The following is a 22,170-nucleotide window of genomic DNA, read 5'->3' as shown; positions in this document are numbered from 1 at the left end:
AAATTTAGATTCCGTTTACCCCCGGACGCGAGACTGATGCGCAAGCGAGGAAATCGCCAGGCATTATCATTTGGCAGATGAGGTTCGACGTGCGTTTGAGGATTGCCGGGAAGCTTTTCATTATTGCGGCCAGCTTGACCGTCGCCATGGCGGTGATCGAGGCGACGACCTGGTACAGTTCGCGCGTCGTCAGCAACGAGACGGCCCGTGGCAGCGCCGCAACCGATCAACTCACCGCCCTCTCCTCGGCCCGCGAGGCGGCTTTGGAACTGGCGCTGGCCGAAGTCTCGCTCATCGTCAGCAAGGATTCCGGCGAAGTCGACGAGACGCATCGCGCGGCTTTAACCTCCCTCCCCTACAAGATCCAGATGGATCTGATGAATGCCAAGAAGGCCGGCCTGCCCGCCGATGCCGAGGAAGCTTTGGATCCCGTCAATACGATCCTGAGCGATCTCGGCAAGGACAAGAAGGCGCTCATGGATGCGGTTGAAGCCAAGGCGGCAGCCAAGGTCTTCACCGATCTCAATCAAAGCATCGGCGATCGGACTGATAGTCTGATCGAGGCGATCACCACGGCAGAGGATAGCGTGCGCGATTCTCAGGAAAGCGCCATGGACGATCTTGCCGCTGCGGTCGATAAAGGGCTGAAGGCATCGCTCATCGTGTTCGCCCTCGCCGCCTTGCTGGCAGGCATCGTCACCTTCTTCACCGCCCGAAATATCTCCGGCGCCGTGCGCAAGACCGCCCTGGCGGTGAGCGCCCTGGCCGAAGGCGATGCCGGCTTTCGGCACGGCCTCAATCCCAAACGCGGCGATGAGATCGGCGATATGTTGCGGGCCTTCGACGGCCTGCAGCGACAGGTCGAGAATGCCTTCAAATTGCAGCGCGTGATCGAAGATATGCCGTTGCAAGTGGTGTTGGCCGACCCACAAGCGGATTTCCGCATCACCTATTTGAACCACTTCGCGCGAACGTCCCTGGGCGAATTGCCGGCCGGCGATCTCCCCGCCGAGCTTCAGAAATTGGCAATCGACACGGAGGTCCTGGAGACCGAAGACGGCGTGTCGCTACTCGCTTTCTTTGATGCGCCGGAATCTGTTCGGGAACGGCTGGCAGACATTCAGGCCTTGCCCTACCGTTCCGTCATCCCCCATGGGCGGCAGTATTTCGATATTCAGGCCAGCGCCCTGCTCGACAGCTCCGGTGCCTATGCCTCCACCATGCTGAGCTGGCGCTTGGTGACACGCGAAATGACCGCTGCCGCCGATTTCGAGGAGCATGTGAAGCGTGTCGCCGATTCCGTGCTGAGCGCCTCCACCTCCGTGCATAGCATGGCCCAGGAGATGACCCACACGGCCGAAAGCACAGTCGGCGAAGCGGAAAGCGTCATCAGCGCATCGGAACTGGCGGCAACCAACGTCAATGCGGTGGCCGCCGCGACCGAACAGCTTGCCGGATCGGTCAGCGAGATCGGTCGGCAGACGGCGCGCTCCTCCGCCATCGCTGCCCAGGCCGCCGATCAGGCGCGCCTCACCAACGATCAGGTGCAAGGTCTTGCCGTGGCGGCACAGCGGATCGGCGATGTCGTGCGCCTCATTACCGATATCGCCAACCAGACCAATCTGCTGGCGCTCAATGCCACGATCGAGGCGGCGCGCGCGGGCGAAGCCGGCAAGGGCTTCGCCGTGGTGGCGAGCGAGGTGAAGAACCTGGCGACCCAGACCGCCAAGGCGACCGACGAGATTTCGCAACAGATTGCCGCTATTCAGACCGAAACGGGCCAGGCGGTGGACGCGATCCAGGCGATCGCCAAAACGATCGAGGAGATCAATCAAATCACCACGACCGTGGCCGCCGCCGTGGAGCAGCAAGGCGCAGCGACCCAGGAGATCGGCCGCAATGTGGAAAACGCCGCCTCAGGCACCAGCGACGTTGCCCGCAGCATCGGCAATGTCACGCAATCGGCCAACGAGACCGGCTCGGCCGCCAGCAAGATGCTCAATGCCGCCGAAGACCTCACGCGCCAGTCGCAGGATCTGCAGAACCAGGTCGATTACTTCCTCGCTGAACTGCGCGCGGGTTGACTGGAAGCTACGACTAAGCGCAATCGCTCGCGCCAGCAGCGATAATCATTACACAGCGCCGACAACAAACAAGGTTGTCACCCACACCGATGACTAGCGGCCAGTTCGCAATAGTGATCGGCCGAATAGGCGAAATAGGCCATTTCGGCTTCGGTGAGATTGCGCATGAACTTGGCCGGGCTGCCGGCCCAGAGCTCGCCGCGTTTCACCCGCTTGCCTGGTGTGACCAAAGCGCCGGCCGCCACCATGGCGCCGCTTTCCACCACCACGCCATCCATCACGCAGGCTTTCATGCCGATGAAGCAGTCGTCTTCAAGGGTGCAGGCATGCAGAAGCGCCATATGGCCGACGGTGATGCCGCTGCCGATCACGGTGCGTGTGCCGCTCGCACCTTCACGCTCGTGATTGACGTGAATGACCGTGCCGTCCTGGATATTGGTGCGCGCACCGATACGGATCGAATTGCTGTCGCCACGCAAGACGCAGCCATACCAGATCGACGCGCCGGCTGCGATGTCGACATCACCGATCACCACCGCCGTCTCGGCCACGAAGGCATCAGAAGCGATGCGCGGCGATATGCCGTGATGCGGTCTGATCAAAGCAGGCATGGCGATCTCCGTTTGTCTTAAAGGCCCAGCATCAGCTTGATATTCTGCACGGCAGCGCCCGAGGCGCCCTTGCCGAGATTGTCGAGCCGCGCCACCAGCACCGCCTGGCGATGCGCCTCATTGCCGAAGACGCGCAATTCCAGCTGGTCCGTATCGTTGAGAGCCTGCGGTTCCAGTTTTCCATTGGCTTCGGTCTCGATCACGCGGACCAGGGCGGCATTCTCGTAATGCTGCCGCAAGGCGTCGCGCAGATCGGCGATGGATGCTTTCCGCGCCAGGGTGTCGAGATGCAGCGGAATCGAAACCAGCATGCCCTGGCGGAAATGCCCCACCGACGGCACGAAAATCGGCCGCCGGGTGAGCTTGCCATAAGCGATCAGCTCGGGCACATGCTTGTGCTCCAGGCCGAGACCGTAAAGCTCGAAGGCCGGGCCGTGATCGCGCTCATGCGCCTCGATCATCGACTTGCCACCGCCGGAATAGCCGCTGACCGCATTGATGGTGACCGGGTGGTCTTCGGCGATGAAGCCGGCATCGATCAGCGGCCGCAGCAAGGCGACAGCGCCGGTCGGATAGCAGCCAGGATTGGAGACATGTTGCGCGGCGGCGATGCGCTCGGCATGCCCGCGTTCCAATTCGGGAAAGCCATAGACCCAGCCGGGCGCCACGCGATGGGCCGTGCTGGCATCCAAAATCTTCGGCGCATCATTTCCAAGCTGGGCCGCCAGGGCAACGGATTCCTTGGCGGCGTCATCGGGCAGGCAGAGCACCACCAGATCGACCTCGGTCATCATGGCGCGGCGCGCGGCCGGATCCTTGCGGCTGTCGCCGGTCAGGCTGCGCAGCTCGATGCCGGCAACCGGCAGCAGGCGCTCGCGGATGCCAAGGCCGGTCGTGCCGGCTTCGCCGTCGATGAAGATTTTGGCCATCGGATACTCCTTACTGCGGACAGCGTCACTATATGAAAGCGCGGCCGGCCGGTGCAAAGAAAAGTCGGTAACGAAAAGGCAGCAATAAACGCTCGACAAAGAAAAAGGGGTGCGCGTTGCGCACCCCTTTTGCCATTCCGGCAGACCGTTGCGCTTAGCGCTTGGAGAACTGGAAGCTGCGGCGGGCTTTCGCGCGGCCGTACTTCTTACGCTCGACGGTACGGCTGTCGCGGGTCAGGAAGCCCTCATGCTTCAGAGCGGGACGCAGTTCCGGTTCGAAATAGGTCAGCGCCTTGCTGATGCCGTGACGGACCGCACCGGCCTGGCCGGAGAGACCGCCACCGGTCACCGTCACGACGACGTCGAACTGGCCGACGCGGTTGACGATGCCGAAGGGCTGATTGACCACCATGCGCAGCACGGGGCGGGCGAAATACTGCGCCACGTCGCGGCCATTGACGGTGACCTTGCCGCTGCCCGGCTTAATCCAGACGCGGGCGATAGCGTCCTTACGCTTGCCGGTCGCATAGGCACGACCCTGAGCGTCCACCTTGCGCTCGTGCTTCGGGGCCCTGGCTTCGGCGGAAGCGGCAGTGGCGCCCTTGGTGGCGGCGCCGAGATCCTTCAGATCCGTCAGGCGCTGGGTTTCATTGCTCATCTTAGGCGCTCCGCTTGTTCTTCGGGTTCATGGCCGCGACATCCAGCACTTCCGGCTGTTGCGCTTCATGCGGATGATCGGCACCGGCATAGACGCGCAGATTCTTCATCTGCTGCCGGCCGAGCGGACCACGCGGAACCATACGTTCCACCGCCTTGATGATCAGGCGTTCGGGATGAGCGCCGCCCAGGATCTTGCCCCAGACGCGTTCCTTGATGCCGCCGGGATGACCGGTGTGATAGTAGAACACCTTGTCCTCGAGCTTATTGCCGGTGACGTGCACCTTGGCGGCATTGATAACGATGATGTTGTCGCCGCAATCGACATGCGGCGTGTAGCTTGGCTTATGCTTGCCACGAAGGTGGTTGGCGATGATTGACGCCAGACGGCCGAGAACGACGCCTTCGGCATCGACCACGACCCACTTCTTCACCACCTCGGACGGCTTAGCGGAATAAGTCTTCATGATTGCTCGCTTTACTGCTCCGGGTATATCGGCCGCCCAAATGGGCACCGGCGATCGGCCCTGGATATAGAGAAATGAAATAATGCCGTCAATTAAATTATATATATTTACTTCAATAACTTAGGAATACCGTACTGGGATACCGCAACGGAGAACCGCGGAAATCCTGGACTTTTTCCAAGCGGGCCGCAACCATCTTTACCGAGAGGAATCGAATGACCAAGAAAAATCTCGATTTCAGCCGGTATAGCGACCTCGATCTGGCGGCGCAGATGATGCCGCGCGAAGTCGTGCCCGATGCGGAAACCTGGCTGGCAGGCGACCGGCGTCTGACGGCCGAGCTGAAGGAACGCATCACGGTTATTGAAAACCGGCGTTATGGTCCCGGGCCGCGGCAGGTGGCCGATATCTATCCGGCGGAAGACCCGGGCAGCCCGGTCCTCGTTTTCATTCACGGTGGCTATTGGCGCGCTTTGTCCAAAGAGGTTTACGGCTATGTTGCCGGCCCCTTGCAAGCCCGGGGCATCAGCGTCGTGCTGCCCAATTACGATCTCTGCCCCGCTGTCAGCCTGAGCACCGTGGTAGCCCAGACCGCCTTCGCCTTGCGCTGGGCTTATGAGAACGCCGGCACCTTCAATGGCGATCCCGGCTCATTCCACATTGCCGGCAATTCCGCCGGCGCCCATCTTGCCGCGATGATGTTGAGCCATGACTGGCAGGCCGACGGATTCCCGCAGATGCAGATCAAGAGCGCTATGCTGATCAGCGGCCTTTATGATTTGACGCCGATCCCACGCCTGCCGGTCCAGGAAGATATCCGTTTGCAGGCGGCGGACATTCCCGGCCTCAGCCCGCTCGCCTTGCCGATACGCAGCGACGCCCATTGCGTGGTCGCGGTCGGTGGCGATGAGCCCCCTCTTTGGGTCGCGCAATCCCAGGCCTATTACGACAAGCTGCGGCAAGAAGGCCGGACAGCGCAACTGTTGATCCTGCCGGAGACTCATCACTATTCGGTCATCCGCAATCTGGCGCATGACGACGGCACGCTCGCACCGATGCTCATCAACCTGGTGCAGGGCTGCGCATGAAAGCGCCCCGGCCGATCCCGGGTTATGCCAAGCAGCCGCTGCATCCCTTGCTCCGTATCTATGCGGTCGGCCTTGCCCTCACCCAACGCCGGTATCGGCGCTCGCGCTGGCCGGTGGCTGGAACGAGAGAACTACCGCCTCTCACCACCTATGACCGGCAGACACCCTTGGTCGATCTGCCCATTCTCTCGCTGGATACGGAAGCAACGGGCATCGATCCGCAACACGATCGAATCGTCTCGATTGCGGCGGTCAATCTCAGCAGCGGACGGCTGCATCTTGGCCTGATGCTGGATATGCTGGTCAATCCGCGCCGTGCCATTCCCTCGAACGTCACACGCATTCACGGCATCACCGATCGCCACGTACGCAACGCGCCGCATTTCGTCGATCTTGCCGGCATGCTGGAAAAGCGGCTCGGCGGTTATGTCCTGCTTGGCCATAACATACATTTCGATGCCGCCCTCTTGCATCATGAAATGCGGCGTGCCGGCCGCGACTGGCAAATGCCGCCTTTGCTCGACACGATGCTGCTGTTCGCCGCTCTTTACCCCCAAGCTGAAACGCTCAGCCTCGACCATGTGGCGAAGCGGCTGCGGATTTCCCTCATCGGCCGTCATACCGCCCGGGGTGATGCCTTGATCGCGCTCGATCTTTATTATCGGCTGCTACCGCATCTGGCGGCCCGCGACATACTGACCCTGGGCCGCGCCGAGGAAGCAAGCGCTGCGGCACTGGCCCGGTTGCGGCGGCGGCATCGCGATCTGAACAGCGATGCTTACGATCTTTGAGAACGCTCGCATGCCGGCTTCGATCCCCTCCCGCATCGACCTCTACCCCTTTCAGCGCCGGCTTGGCGAGATCATGACGGTACCGACAGCAGCGATCGCGCCGACGGAAACGGTCGATGCCGCCATTGCCGAGATGGCGCGGCTGAAATCCTCTTGCCTGATCGTACTCGGTGCACATCATCGCCCGGTCGGCATCGTCACCGAATACGACATTATCCAGGCCTTGGCAGCGGACCGCGCCGAGATCCTGGGGAAATCCGTCTCCGATATCATGTCCGCACCGGTCGTGTCCCTGCCGCCCGACGCTTATCTTTACGCTGCCATCGCCCGCATGAACCGGCGGAGCATCCGCCACCTCGCTGTCACCGATCCGGTCGATGGGAGGCTCGTCGGTATCCTTCATCTCTCGAGCGTCTTGCGGCAGCGGGCGGAAGATGCGCTCGCCCTGCAGAACGATATCGCGGATGCAAATTCCTCGGATGATCTGCTCCAGGCCAATGCCTACTTGCCGCATCTCGCGGCTGCCCTGCGCCGCGAACAATTGCGGCCGGAACAGATCGCCAATGTCATCGGCACCGCCTATTGCGACCTGACGGCCCGGGCCGCCGATCTTGCGGTGAAAGAGATGACTGCTGCCGGCAGGGGCGAGGCGCCGGCGCGTTGGTGCCTGCTGATCCTGGGATCGGCAGGGCGCGGCGAAAGCCTGCTGGCGGCGGATCAAGACAATGCGCTCATCCACGACGGCGAAGATGACGATCATCCTTGGTTCGCCGAACTCGGGCAGCGCGTCGCCGATCTGCTGGACGTGGCCGGCCTGCCCTATTGCCGTGGCGGCGTCATGGCAGCGAAGCGCGACCTGCGCCACAATGCCAAGGGCTGGCGCAAATGCATCGCGGCCTGGCTGGAGGCGGCAACGCCTGAAGCTTTGCTAAATGCCGATATCTTCTACGATTTCCGGCCCGTCGCCGGCGAGTTCCACCTGGCTGCTTCGTTGCGTGCGGAAGCGATCACCAGCGCGCGTGGTCATCGCGTCTTCCATGCGTTGCTGGCAAAAGGCATAAGGCGCAAAGGATCGGCGCTGGGCTTGCTCGGCAAATTTAGGACACGCGACGGGCGGGTCGATCTCAAAGCCCACGGGTTGCAGCCGCTGGTGGCTGGGGCGCGCGTGCTCGCTTTGGAACTCGGCCTCGCCACCACGAGTACCCTGAATCGCTGGCGCGCTGCCGCCGCTGTGCAGCTTGTCTCGGATGACGATCTTGCGCGGATCGAGGATGCCTTCAGCCTGATCCTTGGCCTCATCCTCGACCAGCAATTGGCCGATCATGAGATCGGCATCGCCCCCAGCAGCAATGTCGAAATCAAGCGTCTGGTTTCCATCGACAAGGAACGGCTGCGCCGCGCCTTGCATATGGTAGATGAGATCGACCTGCTGGTGCGAAATGCATTAGGCCTGATCTAGCCGAAGCGGCGATCCGCATCGATGGCGAGGCCGAGGCCGACGCTGCCGAACATATCTCCGGCGACCGGACGGGCATTCGCCACATGCTCGAGGATGCGGCGGCGTACCGAGGGAATGCCGGTCGAGCCGCCGGTCAGGAAAACCGATTGAAGATGTGCAGGGTTAACCGCCGCTTCGCGGCAGCAGCGGTCGATCGCAGCGATAATCCTGCCGGTGTCGCGGCTGACTGCTTCGTCCAGATCCGCCCGCGTGACGGTGAAGGCTGCATCGGGCAGTGCCGCCTCCGGATCGCGCGGCAAATGCAGAATTGCCTCCATCGCGTCCGACAAGGCAATCTTGGCCGCCTCGACCTCGCCCGCCAATTGGTGCCCCTGACGCTTGCTCAGCAGGTGCAACAGCCGCTCAAGCCGTGCCGGCTGATCGCTATCATCGATGATGGATCGCAGATAAGAGATGTTCTGCGGCGTATAGAGAAAAGGGATTTTGTGCCAGGTCGCCAGGTCGTGAAAAAGATGCGACGGCATCGGTAAACGCTTGGGTCCGATCAGCGCATGATAACCGAGATGCGGCATCGCCTGCGCAATGCTGAGGCTGCAATCGAAATCAGTACCGCCGACATGAACGCCGCTGCGGCCGAGAATATCGCCGGAGCGATCGCTGCGCTGCGCGCCTTCGGGCGACAGGCGCGCAATCACGAAGTCGGACGTGCCGCCGCCAAGATCGACGATCAGTGATAATTCCTCCTGCGACAAGGACTGCTCATAGGCTAAAGCGGCGGCAATCGGCTCCAGCTGGGTGGCGACATGCCTGAAGCCCTGCTCCTTGGCAATGCCGACGAGTTCCTCTTCCGCCCGCCGATCCGCCATGTCATCCTCATCGACAAACCGAACCGGGCGGCCAAGGACGACATTGTCGATCTCGTGGCCCAGGCGCTGTTCCGCCAGCTTCTTCATCTGACGCAGGAACATGCCGATGATGGCCCGCATCGGCACCCGCTTGCGGCCGATCAACGTCGTTTCCCCGATCAACTGGCTGCCCAGCACGCTTTTCAAGGCACGGAGCAAGCGGCCTTCGACACCGGTAATGTAAGCGGCAATGCCACCCCGGCCGAATTGCACGCGGTCCTCCTCGTAATCGAAGAAGACGGCGCTGGGCAATGTCGGGCTATCGCCATCCAAGGGGCACATCGCATAGCCGGCCCCGGTGCGGAAACCGAGCGTCGAGTTCGACGTGCCGAAGTCAAGTCCGCAATGGCGTGCGCGCATGGTCTCGTCCGCTGAAACGCTCAGGCAAAGGCCACGGCCTCGAAGATCACGGCGTCGCTGAGAGTGAAAAGGATGGGAAACGGGCGGCAGGTTTTAGCGCAAGGACGTGCCAACTGCAATCGCGGATAGAGACGTAATAGGCGAAAGGGCCCCTCGGCGCAGGTCAGCACCGAGGGGCTTGATCAGAGGTCAGCTGCGGGAGCTGTGAGTCGGTTTACCCTTGCGTTTGGTCGAAGCCATGTCGTGCAATTCTTTCTCGCTCATTGAGCTGGCCATCGACTTTGAAGCGCCCCGAAGTTCGCTTTTTTTGATATCGCCGCGCTTGGCGGCCAGGGCCGCGCCTGCGGCCTTTTGCTGTGCTTTGGATTTGGCTGGCATAGCTACCTCCTCAATGTTGCACGTGTTGACCACCAGGAGACGAGATACTGCTGAGCGCTTCGGCGCCTCCTGATTGGTCCTGCTGCGAGATGTCGCCCAGCGAAATAACCCCGACCAGACGCTTGTCGCGGTTAAGCACCGGCATGCGCCTTACTTGTTGCTTGGCCATTTTCTGCGAAACGTCCTCTACGCTTTCATCCTCGAAGCAGTAGAGGACCTCTTTGCTCATGATGTCGCGGATGGGGGTATCCGGTCCTTTCCCCGCGCCGACGCCGCGCACCGCGATATCCCGGTCTGTGATCATGCCCACTAGCCGGTCATTCTCGCCAACCGGCAGGAACCCGGCGTCGATCTCTTTCATCTTCTGTGCTGCATCGCGGATGGATTGGTTCGGCGAGGCAATCTGCACATCCTTGCTCATGCACTCCTGAATGTTCATGGTTATTCTCCTCTCCGTGAATTGAAGGCGATCCAGTACCAGCGGCCGATATTTTCCCGGCAAGCGGAACGGACCTTGGGTGTTGTCGCTTCGCATATTGTCTTGAGACCTCCAACTCGAGACCTCCAGGACCGGCCGCGCTCGTGGCATCGCCCTCTAAAGCTCTTGATCGACCATCAACCACGAAGCCGGCCCAAGGTTCACGGCCGGCACAAAAAACCGCCTCAATTCGCCAGGTTCCGGGCTTCCGCCAGAAGCGCGACAACGTCCGCGTCAGTCGTCTGCGAGAAGTCGTGGTAATGCGTGCCCACGGAATAAAACGGTTCCGGCATGGCGAGGCATACGACCTCATCGCATTCGGCGGAAAGCGCCTGAACGATCTCCTGGGGCGCGACAGGGACCGCCAGGATCAGACGACGCGGCCCAGTCAGCATTACCCCGCGTATCGCCACCTTGACCGTGGCGCCGGTCGCAATGCCGTCATCGATGATGATGACTGTCCGATCGGCCAAGACGACCGCCGCCGCCTCGCCGCGATAGAGATGGCGGCGACGCTCGATCTCGGCGAGCTGGCGCCGGCGGGCGGCTTCCAGATGGGCCGGTTCGGGGCGAACAAGCTCGACCACGTCTTCATTCAGGACCATTTGCGGTGAGGCACCGTCGATAATGGCCCCCAGCGCCAGTTCTTCATAACCGGGCACACCGATCTTGCGCACCAGGAGAACATCCAGGACGGCTTGCAGCGTTTTCGCGACTTCGAAAGCAACGGGAACACCGCCGCGCGGCAAAGCGAGGATGACAGGTTGCTGAAGGCGGAAAGGTTTCAATGCCTGGGCCAACTGCCGGCCGGCTTCACGCCTGTCGCTGAACGCTGCCGGCGGCCTGGTCATGGCGAGGGCCGGAACCCGATCTTAAGAGGCTGCGCTTCCGCTGTGATGGTCATGGCTAAACGCCGAACGGATATGTTTCGGGCACGCCCGCCGGCCGGGCCGCCGCCAGAGGGGTCACGGCCCCCGTTTCATCGAACCACACATAGGCATCGAACTGCTCGGCGAGGACGGCGTCGAAATAGTGGCTGCTCCGTTCGGTATCGGGTCGATAAATGACACCGATCGCACGCTCCAGCCGCGGCTCGCTCAACGCGGCTGCCAACTCCCGCCGCTCCGGTGTCCGCCAGTCGGTAAGGCTGCAAGACCGACCAGTCTGTTTGAAAGCATATTCATAACTGTCCTGGCGCGACGGACGCAGGTTCATCACCCGCATGGGACCGTTCCAATCATCCGCCGCCGCGACCGTGCCATGATCGGTGCCGAAGCCGATCAGGACCGCATCCTGGCCATAGGCGGTGCGGCATAGCTCGCCGATATTGAATTCGCCCTGCCAGCCCATCCGTGTCGCGGCAGCATTGCCGATATGGGAGTTATGCGCCCAGACGACGGCCTTCGCCTTCTGGCCCATCTTTTCGCCACGCGCGCCGCCATGATGGGCAAGAAGCGATTGCAGCGTGTCGAACATATGGCGGTCGCGCAAATTCCAGGATTCCCGCGAACCGCGATACATGACGCGATAATATTGTTCCGCCGCCCGAACGATACGGGCGTTCTGTGCCGCGTCGAAGAAATCCGCGCCACCCTCACGCATGTAAGTGAGCCTGTTCTCCAGCAGGGAAGCTAGCTGGGCAGCGGCCTCGTCCTCGCAAGACTGATCTTCGCCCCACAGCACGGCGCGGCCATAAGCGGCCGGCTCCTCATGCCAGGGCGTCAGGCAGCCATAGCGGCTGCGCGCGAGCGCCGCTCCGGCAGGGTCCACGCGATCCAGGTAGTCAAGCACCGCCTGGACCGATGTGCCCAGGCTATAAACATCGAGACCGTGAAAGGCAGCGCGTTTATCCGGCGAGCGCGTTTCGTTATGCCCGCGCAGCCAGGTGATGAATTCCATCACCTCTTCGTTCCGCCACATCCAGGTCGGAAAGCGGGTAAAGGCTTCCTGCGCGTTCGGACGCGGCGCGGCATGGCGGACGTAATTGTCAATGCGCGCAGCATCCGGCCAGTCCGCTTCCACCGCAACGATGTTGAACCCGTGATGTTCGATCAATCGCCGGGTGATCGCGCTTCTCGCTTGGTAGAATTCGCGGCTGCCATGGGTCGCTTCGCCCAGAAGTACGACCCGCGCATCGCCGAAGCGGTCGAAAAACTCTCCGAATTCCCGCTGTTTGGCTGGATTGGGCAAAGGCTCGGCCGATCGCTTCAGGATGTCGACAAGGCCCTGCAGATCTACGGTCGCGCGACTGACGGTTTCCACATCGCTCATGAGGTCGGCTCCTTTCCGCGCTTGAACCAGCGCTTTCCGCCCTTCAACCGATGAATGCACCCCCTGCTATCGATAACCGTATCTTGGTAAAAGCGTTCCAGTCATGCCGCCAGCAAGGCGGGCAATATGGGACCAATCAGGGCATAAGGAACCTGGGCGCTCATGAAGCTGTTGAGCGGGAAATGAGGCCGTCACATGACTGAGCGCAACACACAGACACCGAGGCGCATAGCGCAGCCTCCCACAGCAGATCGTTTACGGCACGATATTGACGCCGGACAAGCCGGGGATAAAGTGCCCTTTATCGATCCGGCCGCCGCGCCCTTGGGGACTGACGAGGAAGCGGGTGGACATCCGCCAAGCGCAGAGCAGCGGCTGCAAGCGCAGCGGGCCGAAAAGAATCGCAGCGCTGCCTCGTCGTTCGACGAGCGCGGCCGCACCATTTCCGGCGAGCTGACCGTCTCGACCTGGTTCTGGCTCTATGTGGCGATTGCGGTGATCGTTCTGATCGGCCTTGCAGGCTTCGTTCTCGTCCGTTAAGGCCGCGAGCATCCGCGATCAACTGCCGAGATATTTCATCGGATCCACCGCCGACGTGCCTTTGCGGATCTCAAAGTGAAGCTGGGGCGACTGCACATTGCCGGTCGAACCGACGCGGGCGATAACTTGGCCGCGTCTCACTTGATCGCCTTTCTTCACATTTAGCGACTCGTTATGCGCATAGGCCGTGACCCAGCCATTGGCGTGGCGGATCAGCACCATATTGCCGAAACCGCGCAATTCGTTGCCGGCATAAGCGACGACGCCATCGGCCGCGGCCTGGACCGGTGCGCCGGCCGGGGCCGAGATGTTGATGCCGTCATTGCGCAGCCCATCGGAGGTCGCGCCGAATTTCGAGATGATCTTGCCTTGCACCGGCCAGCCGAATTGGCCGTTGCCGGTATTGGCAGCCGGCGCCGGTACGGCAGGTTGCAGCGTCTTCGCCGCCGGCTGCGCCGAAGCGGTCTGAGTAGCAGCGGTTTGGGCGGCACTGGATGTCGTCCCCGGTTTCGCCGGTGCTTCATCGAAGGGATCAGGATCGGGCAAGACTGGATCGGGCGGCGCTGCCAGAGTGCCATCCGACGCCTTTGCCGTCTTCGCGGCTGTCTGTGCCGGTTGCTGCGAGGCGGCCGCCATCGGCTGGGTCTGGATGGTTTTGGCCGCGGGCGCTGCAGCCGTGGCTGTCACCGATGTCTGCGCTTGCGCCGAACCCGCCGGGGCCGAGAGTGTTTTAGGCGCAGTAGCCGCCGTTGAAGCAGTCGCCGAAGAGAGCGGCGGCAAAGCGCTCTTGCTGACCCCGCCGCTGGGCGCGGTGGTCGGCGCCGTCGATCCATCCGGCGTTGCTTGCGGCATCACGAAGGTCTGGCCGACCGCGACGCTGGTCGGCGCCTTGCTGGCTTCGACCCCGCTGGGCATGACCAGGTTTTGTCCCGCGCGCAACGTATAGGGAGCCGTCAGATTATTGAGCTGGATCAGCGCGCTCTGCGAAACGCCCTGGCTTTGCGCAACCTTCTCGATCGTGTCGCCCTGGCGCACGACATAGCTGGAGCGCGGCTGCAATAGCAGCCGGGTGCCCGATTGCAGACGATAAGGCGGCACCAGATGATTGAGGTCGATCAAACTGCGGATCGGCGTATTGGTGCGCTCGGCGATCGCGCCGACGGTATCGCCGGGCGCGACGATATAAGAGCTGCCGTCGACGACGCCAAGTTTCGGCGCTTCGCCTGTGAAAGCCGGTCCGGCCGTGCCGTCGCTGAGCGGCCGCCCCGACTGGTTACAGCCAGTCAGGAACGCAAGCGCGACGCCGCTTGCCGCCAACAGCAACTTATGCCGACATGTCATGCCAACTCTCCTCGCTTTCATCGCGCTATTTTCACCGCGCAGATGCCGCCTTCGCTTCGCCTTCCGGCAGGGCGCCACCGACCAAAGGCACGAATCGGACATCGGCCAGATGATCGCATTCGATCCCGTCTTCATTCTTACGCAAGCGGATCAATACCTGATCGCCGCGATCCGGCCCAACCGGCAGCACCATGATGCCGCCCACCGCCAACTGGTCCACCAGTGTCTGCGGGATCTCTTCGGCGGCCGCAGTGACGATGATGCGATCGAACGGCGCTTGTTCCGGCCAGCCCTTAGAACCGTCGCCCACCTTGCTGGTGATATTGTGCAGCCGCAATTGATGGAAACGGCTCTCCGCCTCCTTCAACAGCGACTTGAAGCGCTCGACCGTATAGACGCGCCGCGCCAGTTTGGACAGCACCGCTGCCTGATAGCCGGAACCGGTGCCGATCTCCAGCACCTTATGGGTCTTCTTGAGCTGCAGCGCCTCGGTCATCATGGCGACGATATGCGGCTGGCTGATGGTCTGCCCCTGGGCGATGGGCAGCGCCTGATCTTCGTAAGCCTGATCATGGAAATGCGGCAGCACGAAGGCTTCGCGTGGAATCCGCTCGATCGCCGCCAGCACGCCGGTATCCGTCACCCCGGCTCGGCGCAGATTCATGATCAATCGGATTTTGCGGGCAGCCAGACTCATCGGCGCGAACTCATAACCTTGTCTTCATCGCGTCTTACGGCGCGGCGATTTCGCCTTTGCCGGGGTTTTCGCCTTTGCTGGAGCTTTCACTTTCAACGGACCCATCACCGCTTCCAGCCGTTTCGCCGTCACCCGGTGCGTGAGGTCGAAATGCAGCGGCGTCACCGCGATCTTGTCGGCGGCGGTGATCGCGAGATCGGTGTCTTCCCCTTCAGTCTCGTCATCCGGGAAATCGCCGATCCACAGCACATCGCGGTCGAAGGGATCTTTGCCGGCAACCACCTGCAGGTCCGAGACACGACGGCCTTGGCCGCCGACATCGATGCCCTTGACCTGATCGGGCGCAACACAGGGGAAATTCACATTCATCAGCACACCGGCGGGCCAATCAACCGAGGTCAGGCGGCGCACCACCGTCTCACCGAACGTCTCCGCAGTCTGCCACGGAATATTGTTGCCGTGGCGAACTTGGCTCATGGCGATTGCGGGAATATTCATCATTGCCGCTTCCATTGCCACCGCAACGGTGCCGGAATAGATCACATCCTCACCCTGATTAGCGCCGCGATTGACGCCAGACAAGACGAGATCGGGCTTGCGATCGGTCATCAGGTGATTGATGGCGACCAGCGCGCAATCGGTCGGCGTCCCAGCAACAGCGAAACGCTGCGGGCCGAGCCGATGTACAGAAAGGGGCCGGCGCACGGTGAAGGAATGCGAGGCGCCGCTATTGTCGCTTTCCGGCGCCACCACCCAGACATCGTCGCAGAGCGCGCGCGCGACCTTCTCCAGCACCTTCAGCCCCGGTGCGTGGATGCCGTCATCGTTGCTGATCAGGATACGGGCTTTTTTCAGGTTGAGCGGAGCCTTAAGCACGGCGGATGACCTCGATCTTGCCCATATAGGGTTTCAAGGCATCCGGCACCGCAATCGACCCGTCTTCCTGCTGGTAGTTTTCCAGAACCGCCACCAGCGTGCGGCCCACGGCAAGGCCCGAGCCGTTCAAAGTATGCACGAAGCGGGTATTTTTCTCGCCGGCCTTGCGGCAGCGCGCCTTCATGCGGCGCGCCTGAAAATCACCGCAATTGGAACAGCTGGAGATTTCCCGATAGGCATTCTGCCCCGGCAGCCAGACCTCGATGTCATAGGTCTTCTGGGCGGCAAAACCCATATCGCCGGTCGAGAGCGTCATGACCCGATAAGGCAGTTCGAGGCGCTTCAGCACTTCCTCAGCGCAGGCGGTCATGCGCTGGTGTTCGGCATCGGACTGGTCCGGATCGGCTATCGAGACGAGCTCGACCTTGAGGAATTGATGTTGGCGGATCATGCCGCGCGTATCCCGCCCGGCGGAACCGGCCTCGGAGCGGAAACAGGGGGTGAGCGCCGTATAGCGCAAGGGCAAGCTGGCTTCGTCGATGATGCTGTCGCCGGCGAGATTGGTGAGCGGCACTTCCGAAGTCGGGATCAGCCACAGGCTTTCCTTGGTGACGAAGAGATCCTCTTCGAATTTCGGCAACTGGCCGGTGCCATAGAGGGCATTGTCACGCACCAGGAAGGGCGGCGCGACTTCGGTATAACCGAACTCGCCGCTATGGAGATCGAGCATGAATTGGGCAAGCGCGCGTTCCAGCCGCGCCAGCGCGCCTTTCAGCACGACGAAGCGGGCGCCGGAAATACGCGCCGCAGCCTCGAAATCCATCAGGCCCAGCCCCTCGCCCAATTCAAAATGCTGTTTCGGGGTGAAGGCGAAGTTCCGCGGCGCGCCGACTGTGCGATCGATGCGGTTCGCGGTCTCGTCGGCGCCATCCGGCACATCGGCGGCGGGCAGATTGGGCTGGCGCAAGAGAAGATCGTCGAGGGCGGCGGCGAGTTTCTGTTCCTCGGCCTCAAGCTCGCCCATGCGGTCCTTCAGGCCGGCGACTTCGGCCATCACGCCGGCGGCATCGCCGCCTTTCGCCTTGAGCTGGCCGATCTGCTTCGACAGCTCATTACGCTTCGCCTGCATCTCCTGCCAGGCGGTCTGCGCCGCCCGGCGCTTGGCGTCGAGCCCGATGATCTCTTCCGCCAAAGGCGGCAGACCGCGCCGCGCCCGCCCCTGGTCAAAGGCGGTCGGATTTTCGCGAATCCATTTTACGTCAAACATTTAGATAGTCGCCCCAGTGAACCGTGCCGGCTCACTTTATAGGCTGGGACGGTGAATCCGTAAAGCGATGCGGCGCGTCAAGCGGGGGTTACTTCTTGGCCGGTATCGTCGTCGGAATCGCTGTCCTGGGCGAGCTTGGCACGGTCCTTTTCCACCATCCGCGCGAGCCAGATGGAGACCTCATAGAGCAGCAGCAGGGGAACGGCGAGGCTCACCTGGCTGAACACATCCGGCGGCGTTACCACCGCTGCGGCGATGAAGACGATGACGATGGCGTAACGCCGCTTGCGCTTCAGCCCGTCGGAGGTCACCAGACCGACCTTGGCGAGCAAGGTCAGCAGGACCGGCAATTCGAAGCAGAAGCCGAAGGCGAAAACCATCTTCATGATGAAGCCGATATATTCGCCGACCTTGGCTTCCAACTGCACGGCCAACTCGCCATCGCCGCCGGCATGTTGGTAGCTGAGGAAAAAATTGAGGGCGAGCGGCAGGATCACCTTGAACATGAAGGAGGCACCCGCGAGGAACATGAGCGGAGTCGCCACCAAAAAGGGCAAGAAGGCTTTCTTTTCCTGCTTGTAAAGGCCCGGCGCGACGAACAGCCAAACCTGCGTCGCGATAACGGGAAAGGAGAGGCAGAGGGCGCCAAAGGCAGCCACCTTGACCTGGGTGAAGAAGACCTCGGTCACGTCGGTATAGATGACGCGCAGCAATTGCTGATCGGAGATGCGATGCGCCGCCAGAGCCTTGGCCAAAGGCGCCGAAAGAAAGTCGAAAATCGGCTGGGCGAAATAGAAGCAAACGAGAAAGGCGACGATGAACCCCGCTACCGACCACAGCAGACGCGCCCGCAACTCGACCAGATGCGCCAGGAGCGGCATCTTCTTATCGTCTTCAGCGCCGGTCACGACGTCTTACTCTTTTCCATATCCGTTGATGCGTCGGCGACCTTGGCTGGCGCAATTGGAGCATGCTCGGCGCCGATGGTTTCGACCGGTGTTTCCTCAGGGTTGATCGCCGCGATGCGGTTTTCCTCCGCGTCATCGTTATCCGGCAGTCGATGCGCCGTACCATTGGGACCGAAAGCAGCAACCGCGGGATTGACCTCGGTTTTGACTTCAGTAATTGCGGCCTTGGCCTCTCCCGAAGCGTCACTCTGGTCGGCGAGCTTCGGCTGATCGGCGATCTTGGCTTGATCGACGTCGTCCTGCGGTGCCTTGAAGGCGGTTTTCAGGTCGCCATCGGGATCGACATGCTTTTCGATCGCATTGACGATCGTGCCTTTCGACAATCCCTGAACAGCTTTCTTGGCGTCTTCCAGCTCCGCTTCACGAATGATTTCATGCACGCCGCTTTGAAATTCATTGGCGAGCTTGCGGGCCTGTTTCATCAGGCCGGAAACCGTGCGCAGGGCGTTGGGCAATTCCTTGGGGCCGAGCACCACCAAGGCAACAACGGCGATCACCGCCATCTCGTCCCAGCCGAGGTCGAACATGATCTGGTCCTTATTGTCGGCCAGGCCCCGTGCCGGTCAGCGACCGGCAACCCGAGCCCGCCTCGCAGCAATCAGCCGCGATCGATCATGCCGTGCTTGTCGTCGCCGGAGGCCGAGCTGGCCTGGGTCTCACCCGGCTTCTCGTCGTTCTTGAGACCTTTTTTGAAAGCGGTGATGCCCTGACCGAGATCCTTCATCAGGCGCGGGATCTTTCCGCCGCCACCGAAGAGGACCAGGACGATGGCCAAAACGATCAGCCAATGCCACAAGCTAAAACTGCCCATAAGGGGTAACTCCCTGTTACGTTCCCGCGTTAAGCCGTTGCCGGACTATGGCAAAATCGCCGCGCCCCTGCAAATGAATCCGTTCCCGGGGTAAACCTGCGACGAAGCGCTCAATCTCCGCGGAAAACACTGCCGAACCAAGCCCTTGAAGCCTTGCGCCCGTCAAGCGCCGGAAAAAACGAAGACGCCCTGATTGGCGATCGACAACCAGACCGCCTCGCCCTGCATTGGCGGCATGCCATTTCCAGCCAGGCGAGCCACGAGAAGACGTCCGCGATGCGCGCCCTCGGTCAGACGGGCCCGAACCAGTGCTGCCGCACCCAGGAAGCGTACCTCCTCGACCATCGCCCCTGCGGCGCCCGCCGCCGGACCGTCAAAACGGATCGCTTCCGGCCGGATCACCAACTGGGCTGGCTGACCGTCGCCCAAGCCGTTGGCCGGCAACGGACCGAACGGTGTCTCTACCCGTCCCGCCACCACTTGCACCGGTAACTCGTTAACCACCGAGAAGAAACTGGCGACGAAAGCATTCAAGGGCCGGTAATAGATATCGCTCGGCCGACCCGCTTGTTCAACCCGTCCCCGGCGCATCAGGTAAATCCGGTCGGCCATGAACATCGCCTCCTCCGGATCATGCGTCACCAGCAGGGTGGCGATTCCGCTGGCCTTCAAGAGATGCACCGTATCTTCGCGGATTTGCTCGCGGAGACGGGCATCCAGGCCGGAGAACGGCTCGTCCAGCAGCAATAGTGCCGGGCGTGGTGCCAAAGCCCGAGCCAGGGCAACGCGCTGCTGTTGGCCGCCGGACAAAGCATGCGGATAGGTTTGGGCGTAATCCAGCATGCCCACTTGGGCCAAGGCCTCGCGCACCCGTTCCTGGCGTTCCCCGGCCGGCAAGGCTGTCAGGCCGAAAGCCACATTGGCCGCCACGGTCAGATGCGGAAACAGCGCGAAATCCTGAAAGACCAGCCCGACCTGGCGATGTTCAGGCGCCATATTGCGGCCCGTCGCGGCGTCGCCGACGATCTGGCCGCGCATGGCGATGCGTCCCTGCTGCAACGCCTCCAATCCGGCGCTCAAGCGCAGCACGGTCGACTTACCACAACCTGACGGTCCGAGCAGGCAGACGACCTCGCCGGCGGCGACCGTGATCTCGACACCGTCGACGGCCCGGAGCTTGCCGAAATCATGGCTTACGCGATCGAGAAACAAAGCGTCGGAGGCAGTCATTACACGGGTCACTTCTCGGCGATGGCGGGCGCGGTGAGATGGGGATCTGCCAAGCTCGGCAGGTAGGCGTCGGTATGGTCGCCGGCTTCGCCCTCGGCTTCTCCTTCGCCCGGCCGCGATTTCGCGATGGCGCGGGAGAGAAGGATGACGGGCAGGATGCCGACCAGGGCGATGGCAAGGGACGGCCCCGATGCCTCTGCCAGACGCTCATCCGAAGCGAGGTCGTAGGTCTTGGTGGCAAGGGTGTCGAAATCGAAAGGCCGCAACACCAAGGTCGCCGAGAGCTCCTTCAATATCTCCACGAAAGTCAGCATGACAGCGGTCAGCAAGCCGCCGCGCATGATTGGCAGATGCACCTGAACCAGCGTGCCGCCCGGCGAACGGCCCAGCGAGCGCGCGGCGAAATCCATCGACCGTGTGATCTTGCCGAGGCTGGTTTCGACGATGTTGAAACTGCCGGTCAGGAAGCGGACCAGATAGGCATAGGTGACGGCGACCAAAGTGCCGCTGAGGATCAGCCCCGGCATCCAGCCGAATTGCGCCTTGGTCCAGGCATTGATGCCATGATCGAGAGCGGCGAAGGGCAGCAGCACGCCGATCGCCAGCACCGTGCCGGGCACCGCATAGCCGATGCTGGCGATGCGCACGGCGATATTGCTCAGGCGCGATGCATGCAGGCGCAAGGCATAGGCCATGACCATTGCCAGCAGCACCGCGAGCACCGCAGCCGTGCCGGCCATGGTGAAGCTGTTGCGGATCAGGCCGAGGAAACCCCAGGTCATCCAGTATTCGGTGTTGTTGAGCGCCCAGCCCAGCAGCATGCCAGCTGGCACGAAGAAGCCGAGCAGGATGGGTAAGCTGCAGCCCACCAAGGCGCCGGCACTGCGCCAGCCGCTCAGCTGGTATCGCGGCAAGGGCCGGTATCGGGTGGTGGTATGGGCGAAACTCTGGCGGCCCCGCGACCAGCGTTCGATCGCCAGCAGCAGGAAAACGAAGACCAGCAGGATGGCCGCAAGCTGCGCCGCCGAATCCGCATCGCCCAGACCCTGCCAGACACGAAAGATGCCGGTCGCCATGGTATCGACACCGAAATACTGGACCGTGCCGAAATCGTTCAAGGCTTCCATCATCGCCAGGGCGACCCCGCCGACGATCGCCGGCCGGGCAAGCGGCAAGGCGACCCGGTAGAAACTGCGCCATGGCGTGCAACCAAGCGTGCGGCTTACTTCCAGCACACAGCTCGACTGTTCCAGGAAAGCGGTGCGCGCCAGCAGATAGACATAAGGATAGAACACAAGCGTCAGGATCAGGATTGATCCCGGCAGATTGCGGATTTCCGGGATCCAGCCCAACGGTACGAGATCGCCGATCATATTCCGCAATACCGATTGCACCGGCCCGGCGAAATCCAGCAAGCCGGTATAGGTGTAGGCGACGACATAAGCCGGCATCGCCATCGGCAGCAGCAGCGACCATTCGAAAAGGCGGCGTCCGGGGAAACGGCAAAGCGTCACCATCCAGGCAGCCGGGACGCCGATCAGCACAACACCAATTCCGACGCCAATCATCAGCAACAGGGAATTGGCGATGTAATCCCACAGAACCGTGGTGGCGAGATGGTGCCATAATTCCCCATTGGGCTTCGCCAAGTGGGAAAAGACCACGACAATCGGCGCCGCCACGGCAATTGCCATCAGGCAGACGGACAGCGTCCAGGGTTGCCAACGGGGCAACAGCCGGAAAGCACGCCGAGGGGCGGTGGTCAAATCACTGGAAAAAGTCGTCACGTCCTGGTCCGTTGGTGGCCGCCGACGCTATTGTCGCGCGCTTGGCTCGACATTATTGCGACTTATTCTGAATTGCAAATTTTGCGGCCAGGGACCTATCCAGGGCGGCAATTACGGCAGGATCATGCGCTCCATACGCCCGTTCCCATCAGATCCGGGGCATGGCGGGCAAAAC

Annotated in this window: 23 protein-coding genes; 5 read left to right on the top strand and 18 right to left on the bottom strand. The window is 62.0% G+C overall.

Translation table 11 applies throughout. From position 1 onward, the window contains the following. Window positions 1–89 precede the first annotated feature (89 nt). Window positions 90–2,084 (top strand): methyl-accepting chemotaxis protein, encoded by a 1,995-nt coding sequence (locus SMD27_RS19915; RefSeq protein ID WP_320510188.1) that lies wholly within the window; start codon window positions 90–92, stop codon window positions 2,082–2,084. A 77-nt stretch (window positions 2,085–2,161) separates the two neighbouring features. On the opposite strand, the gene SMD27_RS19910 is transcribed toward SMD27_RS19915, so the two are convergent. The 4 genes from SMD27_RS19910 to rplM form a co-directional block, all read right to left on the bottom strand. Further along, window positions 2,162–2,695, bottom strand: coding sequence for a gamma carbonic anhydrase family protein (locus SMD27_RS19910; protein ID WP_320510187.1), 534 nt, complete (start codon window positions 2,693–2,695; stop codon window positions 2,162–2,164). Between the two features lie 17 nt (window positions 2,696–2,712). Continuing rightward, window positions 2,713–3,624 (bottom strand): N-acetyl-gamma-glutamyl-phosphate reductase, encoded by a 912-nt coding sequence (argC, locus tag SMD27_RS19905; RefSeq protein WP_320510186.1) that lies wholly within the window; start codon window positions 3,622–3,624, stop codon window positions 2,713–2,715. Window positions 3,625–3,778: 154 nt separating this feature from the next. Further along, the gene (gene rpsI, locus SMD27_RS19900) at window positions 3,779–4,282 is read right to left on the bottom strand and encodes a 30S ribosomal protein S9 (RefSeq protein WP_320510185.1); all 504 of its coding nucleotides are present in this window, start codon (window positions 4,280–4,282) and stop codon (window positions 3,779–3,781) included. A 1-nt stretch (window position 4,283) separates the two neighbouring features. Next, window positions 4,284–4,748, bottom strand: coding sequence for a 50S ribosomal protein L13 (rplM, locus tag SMD27_RS19895; protein WP_320510184.1), 465 nt, complete (start codon window positions 4,746–4,748; stop codon window positions 4,284–4,286). A gap of 215 nt (window positions 4,749–4,963) precedes the next feature. Here rplM and SMD27_RS19890 point away from each other — a divergent pair, with 215 nt between their 5' ends. The 3 genes from SMD27_RS19890 to SMD27_RS19880 are packed head-to-tail and all read left to right on the top strand — an operon-like array spanning window position 4,964 to window position 8,086. After that, window positions 4,964–5,836 (top strand): alpha/beta hydrolase, encoded by an 873-nt coding sequence (locus tag SMD27_RS19890; protein WP_320510183.1) that lies wholly within the window; start codon window positions 4,964–4,966, stop codon window positions 5,834–5,836. Next, entirely contained in the window at window positions 5,833–6,627 is a 795-nt protein-coding gene (locus SMD27_RS19885) for a 3'-5' exonuclease (protein WP_320510182.1), read from the top strand. The genes SMD27_RS19890 and SMD27_RS19885 overlap by 4 nt, the downstream gene beginning before the upstream one ends. A 10-nt stretch (window positions 6,628–6,637) precedes the next feature. Then, window positions 6,638–8,086, top strand: a complete 1,449-nt coding sequence (locus SMD27_RS19880; protein ID WP_320510181.1) for a DUF294 nucleotidyltransferase-like domain-containing protein — start codon at window positions 6,638–6,640, stop codon at window positions 8,084–8,086. Here the strand turns inward: SMD27_RS19880 and SMD27_RS19875 are convergent. The 5 genes from SMD27_RS19875 to SMD27_RS19855 all read right to left on the bottom strand — a co-directional run bounded on the left by SMD27_RS19875 (window position 8,083) and on the right by SMD27_RS19855 (window position 12,478). Continuing rightward, on the bottom strand, window positions 8,083–9,351 hold the full coding sequence (locus SMD27_RS19875; protein ID WP_320510180.1) for an Hsp70 family protein: 1,269 nt from the start codon (window positions 9,349–9,351) through the stop codon (window positions 8,083–8,085). The genes SMD27_RS19880 and SMD27_RS19875 overlap by 4 nt on opposite strands. A 189-nt stretch (window positions 9,352–9,540) precedes the next feature. Then, a complete protein-coding gene (locus SMD27_RS19870) occupies window positions 9,541–9,729 on the bottom strand; it encodes a DUF3008 family protein (protein ID WP_320510179.1) in 189 nt (62 codons plus the stop codon). Between the two features lie 10 nt (window positions 9,730–9,739). Further along, window positions 9,740–10,168, bottom strand: a complete 429-nt coding sequence (locus tag SMD27_RS19865) for a CBS domain-containing protein (protein ID WP_320510178.1) — start codon at window positions 10,166–10,168, stop codon at window positions 9,740–9,742. Between the two features lie 224 nt (window positions 10,169–10,392). Further along, complete coding sequence (locus SMD27_RS19860) at window positions 10,393–11,058, bottom strand: phosphoribosyltransferase (protein WP_320510177.1); 666 nt, start codon at window positions 11,056–11,058, stop codon at window positions 10,393–10,395. A 55-nt stretch (window positions 11,059–11,113) separates the two neighbouring features. Then, window positions 11,114–12,478, bottom strand: coding sequence for an erythromycin esterase family protein (locus SMD27_RS19855; protein WP_320510176.1), 1,365 nt, complete (start codon window positions 12,476–12,478; stop codon window positions 11,114–11,116). 294 nt (window positions 12,479–12,772) lie between these two features. Between SMD27_RS19855 and SMD27_RS19850 the strand changes: the two genes are divergently transcribed. Next, entirely contained in the window at window positions 12,773–13,018 is a 246-nt protein-coding gene (locus tag SMD27_RS19850; protein ID WP_320510175.1) for a hypothetical protein, read from the top strand. 18 nt (window positions 13,019–13,036) lie between these two features. Here SMD27_RS19850 and SMD27_RS19845 read toward each other — a convergent pair whose 3' ends face one another. From SMD27_RS19845 to SMD27_RS19805, 9 genes are all read right to left on the bottom strand, one after another. Next, window positions 13,037–14,359 (bottom strand): peptidoglycan DD-metalloendopeptidase family protein, encoded by a 1,323-nt coding sequence (locus SMD27_RS19845; protein ID WP_320510174.1) that lies wholly within the window; start codon window positions 14,357–14,359, stop codon window positions 13,037–13,039. 31 nt (window positions 14,360–14,390) lie between these two features. Further along, window positions 14,391–15,056: a protein-L-isoaspartate(D-aspartate) O-methyltransferase gene (locus SMD27_RS19840; RefSeq protein WP_320510173.1), complete on the bottom strand. Its 666-nt coding sequence runs from the start codon at window positions 15,054–15,056 to the stop codon at window positions 14,391–14,393. A 24-nt stretch (window positions 15,057–15,080) separates the two neighbouring features. Then, window positions 15,081–15,932, bottom strand: a complete 852-nt coding sequence (gene surE, locus SMD27_RS19835; RefSeq protein WP_320510172.1) for a 5'/3'-nucleotidase SurE — start codon at window positions 15,930–15,932, stop codon at window positions 15,081–15,083. Next, window positions 15,925–17,199 carry a serine--tRNA ligase gene (gene serS, locus SMD27_RS19830; RefSeq protein WP_320510171.1) on the bottom strand — a complete coding sequence of 425 codons (1,275 nt, stop codon included), beginning with the start codon at window positions 17,197–17,199 and terminating at the stop codon, window positions 15,925–15,927. The genes surE and serS overlap by 8 nt, the downstream gene beginning before the upstream one ends. A gap of 77 nt (window positions 17,200–17,276) precedes the next feature. After that, a complete protein-coding gene (tatC, locus tag SMD27_RS19825) occupies window positions 17,277–18,107 on the bottom strand; it encodes a twin-arginine translocase subunit TatC (protein ID WP_320510170.1) in 831 nt (276 codons plus the stop codon). Next, on the bottom strand, window positions 18,104–18,694 hold the full coding sequence (tatB, locus tag SMD27_RS19820) for a Sec-independent protein translocase protein TatB (protein ID WP_320510169.1): 591 nt from the start codon (window positions 18,692–18,694) through the stop codon (window positions 18,104–18,106). The genes tatC and tatB overlap by 4 nt, the downstream gene beginning before the upstream one ends. Before the next feature lie 71 nt (window positions 18,695–18,765). Next, entirely contained in the window at window positions 18,766–18,978 is a 213-nt protein-coding gene (gene tatA / locus SMD27_RS19815; RefSeq protein WP_320510168.1) for a twin-arginine translocase TatA/TatE family subunit, read from the bottom strand. A gap of 162 nt (window positions 18,979–19,140) precedes the next feature. After that, on the bottom strand, window positions 19,141–20,208 hold the full coding sequence (locus tag SMD27_RS19810; RefSeq protein WP_320510167.1) for an ABC transporter ATP-binding protein: 1,068 nt from the start codon (window positions 20,206–20,208) through the stop codon (window positions 19,141–19,143). An 8-nt stretch (window positions 20,209–20,216) separates the two neighbouring features. After that, on the bottom strand, window positions 20,217–21,995 hold the full coding sequence (locus SMD27_RS19805; RefSeq protein ID WP_320510166.1) for an ABC transporter permease: 1,779 nt from the start codon (window positions 21,993–21,995) through the stop codon (window positions 20,217–20,219). Between the last annotated feature and the right edge of the window lie 175 nt (window positions 21,996–22,170).

Source organism: Dongia soli, from assembly GCF_034044715.1.
Taxonomy (GTDB): domain Bacteria; phylum Pseudomonadota; class Alphaproteobacteria; order Dongiales; family Dongiaceae; genus Dongia_B; species Dongia_B soli.
Note: the sequence above shows the minus strand (reverse complement) of the source record. Positions and strands in the feature narration are given on the sequence as shown.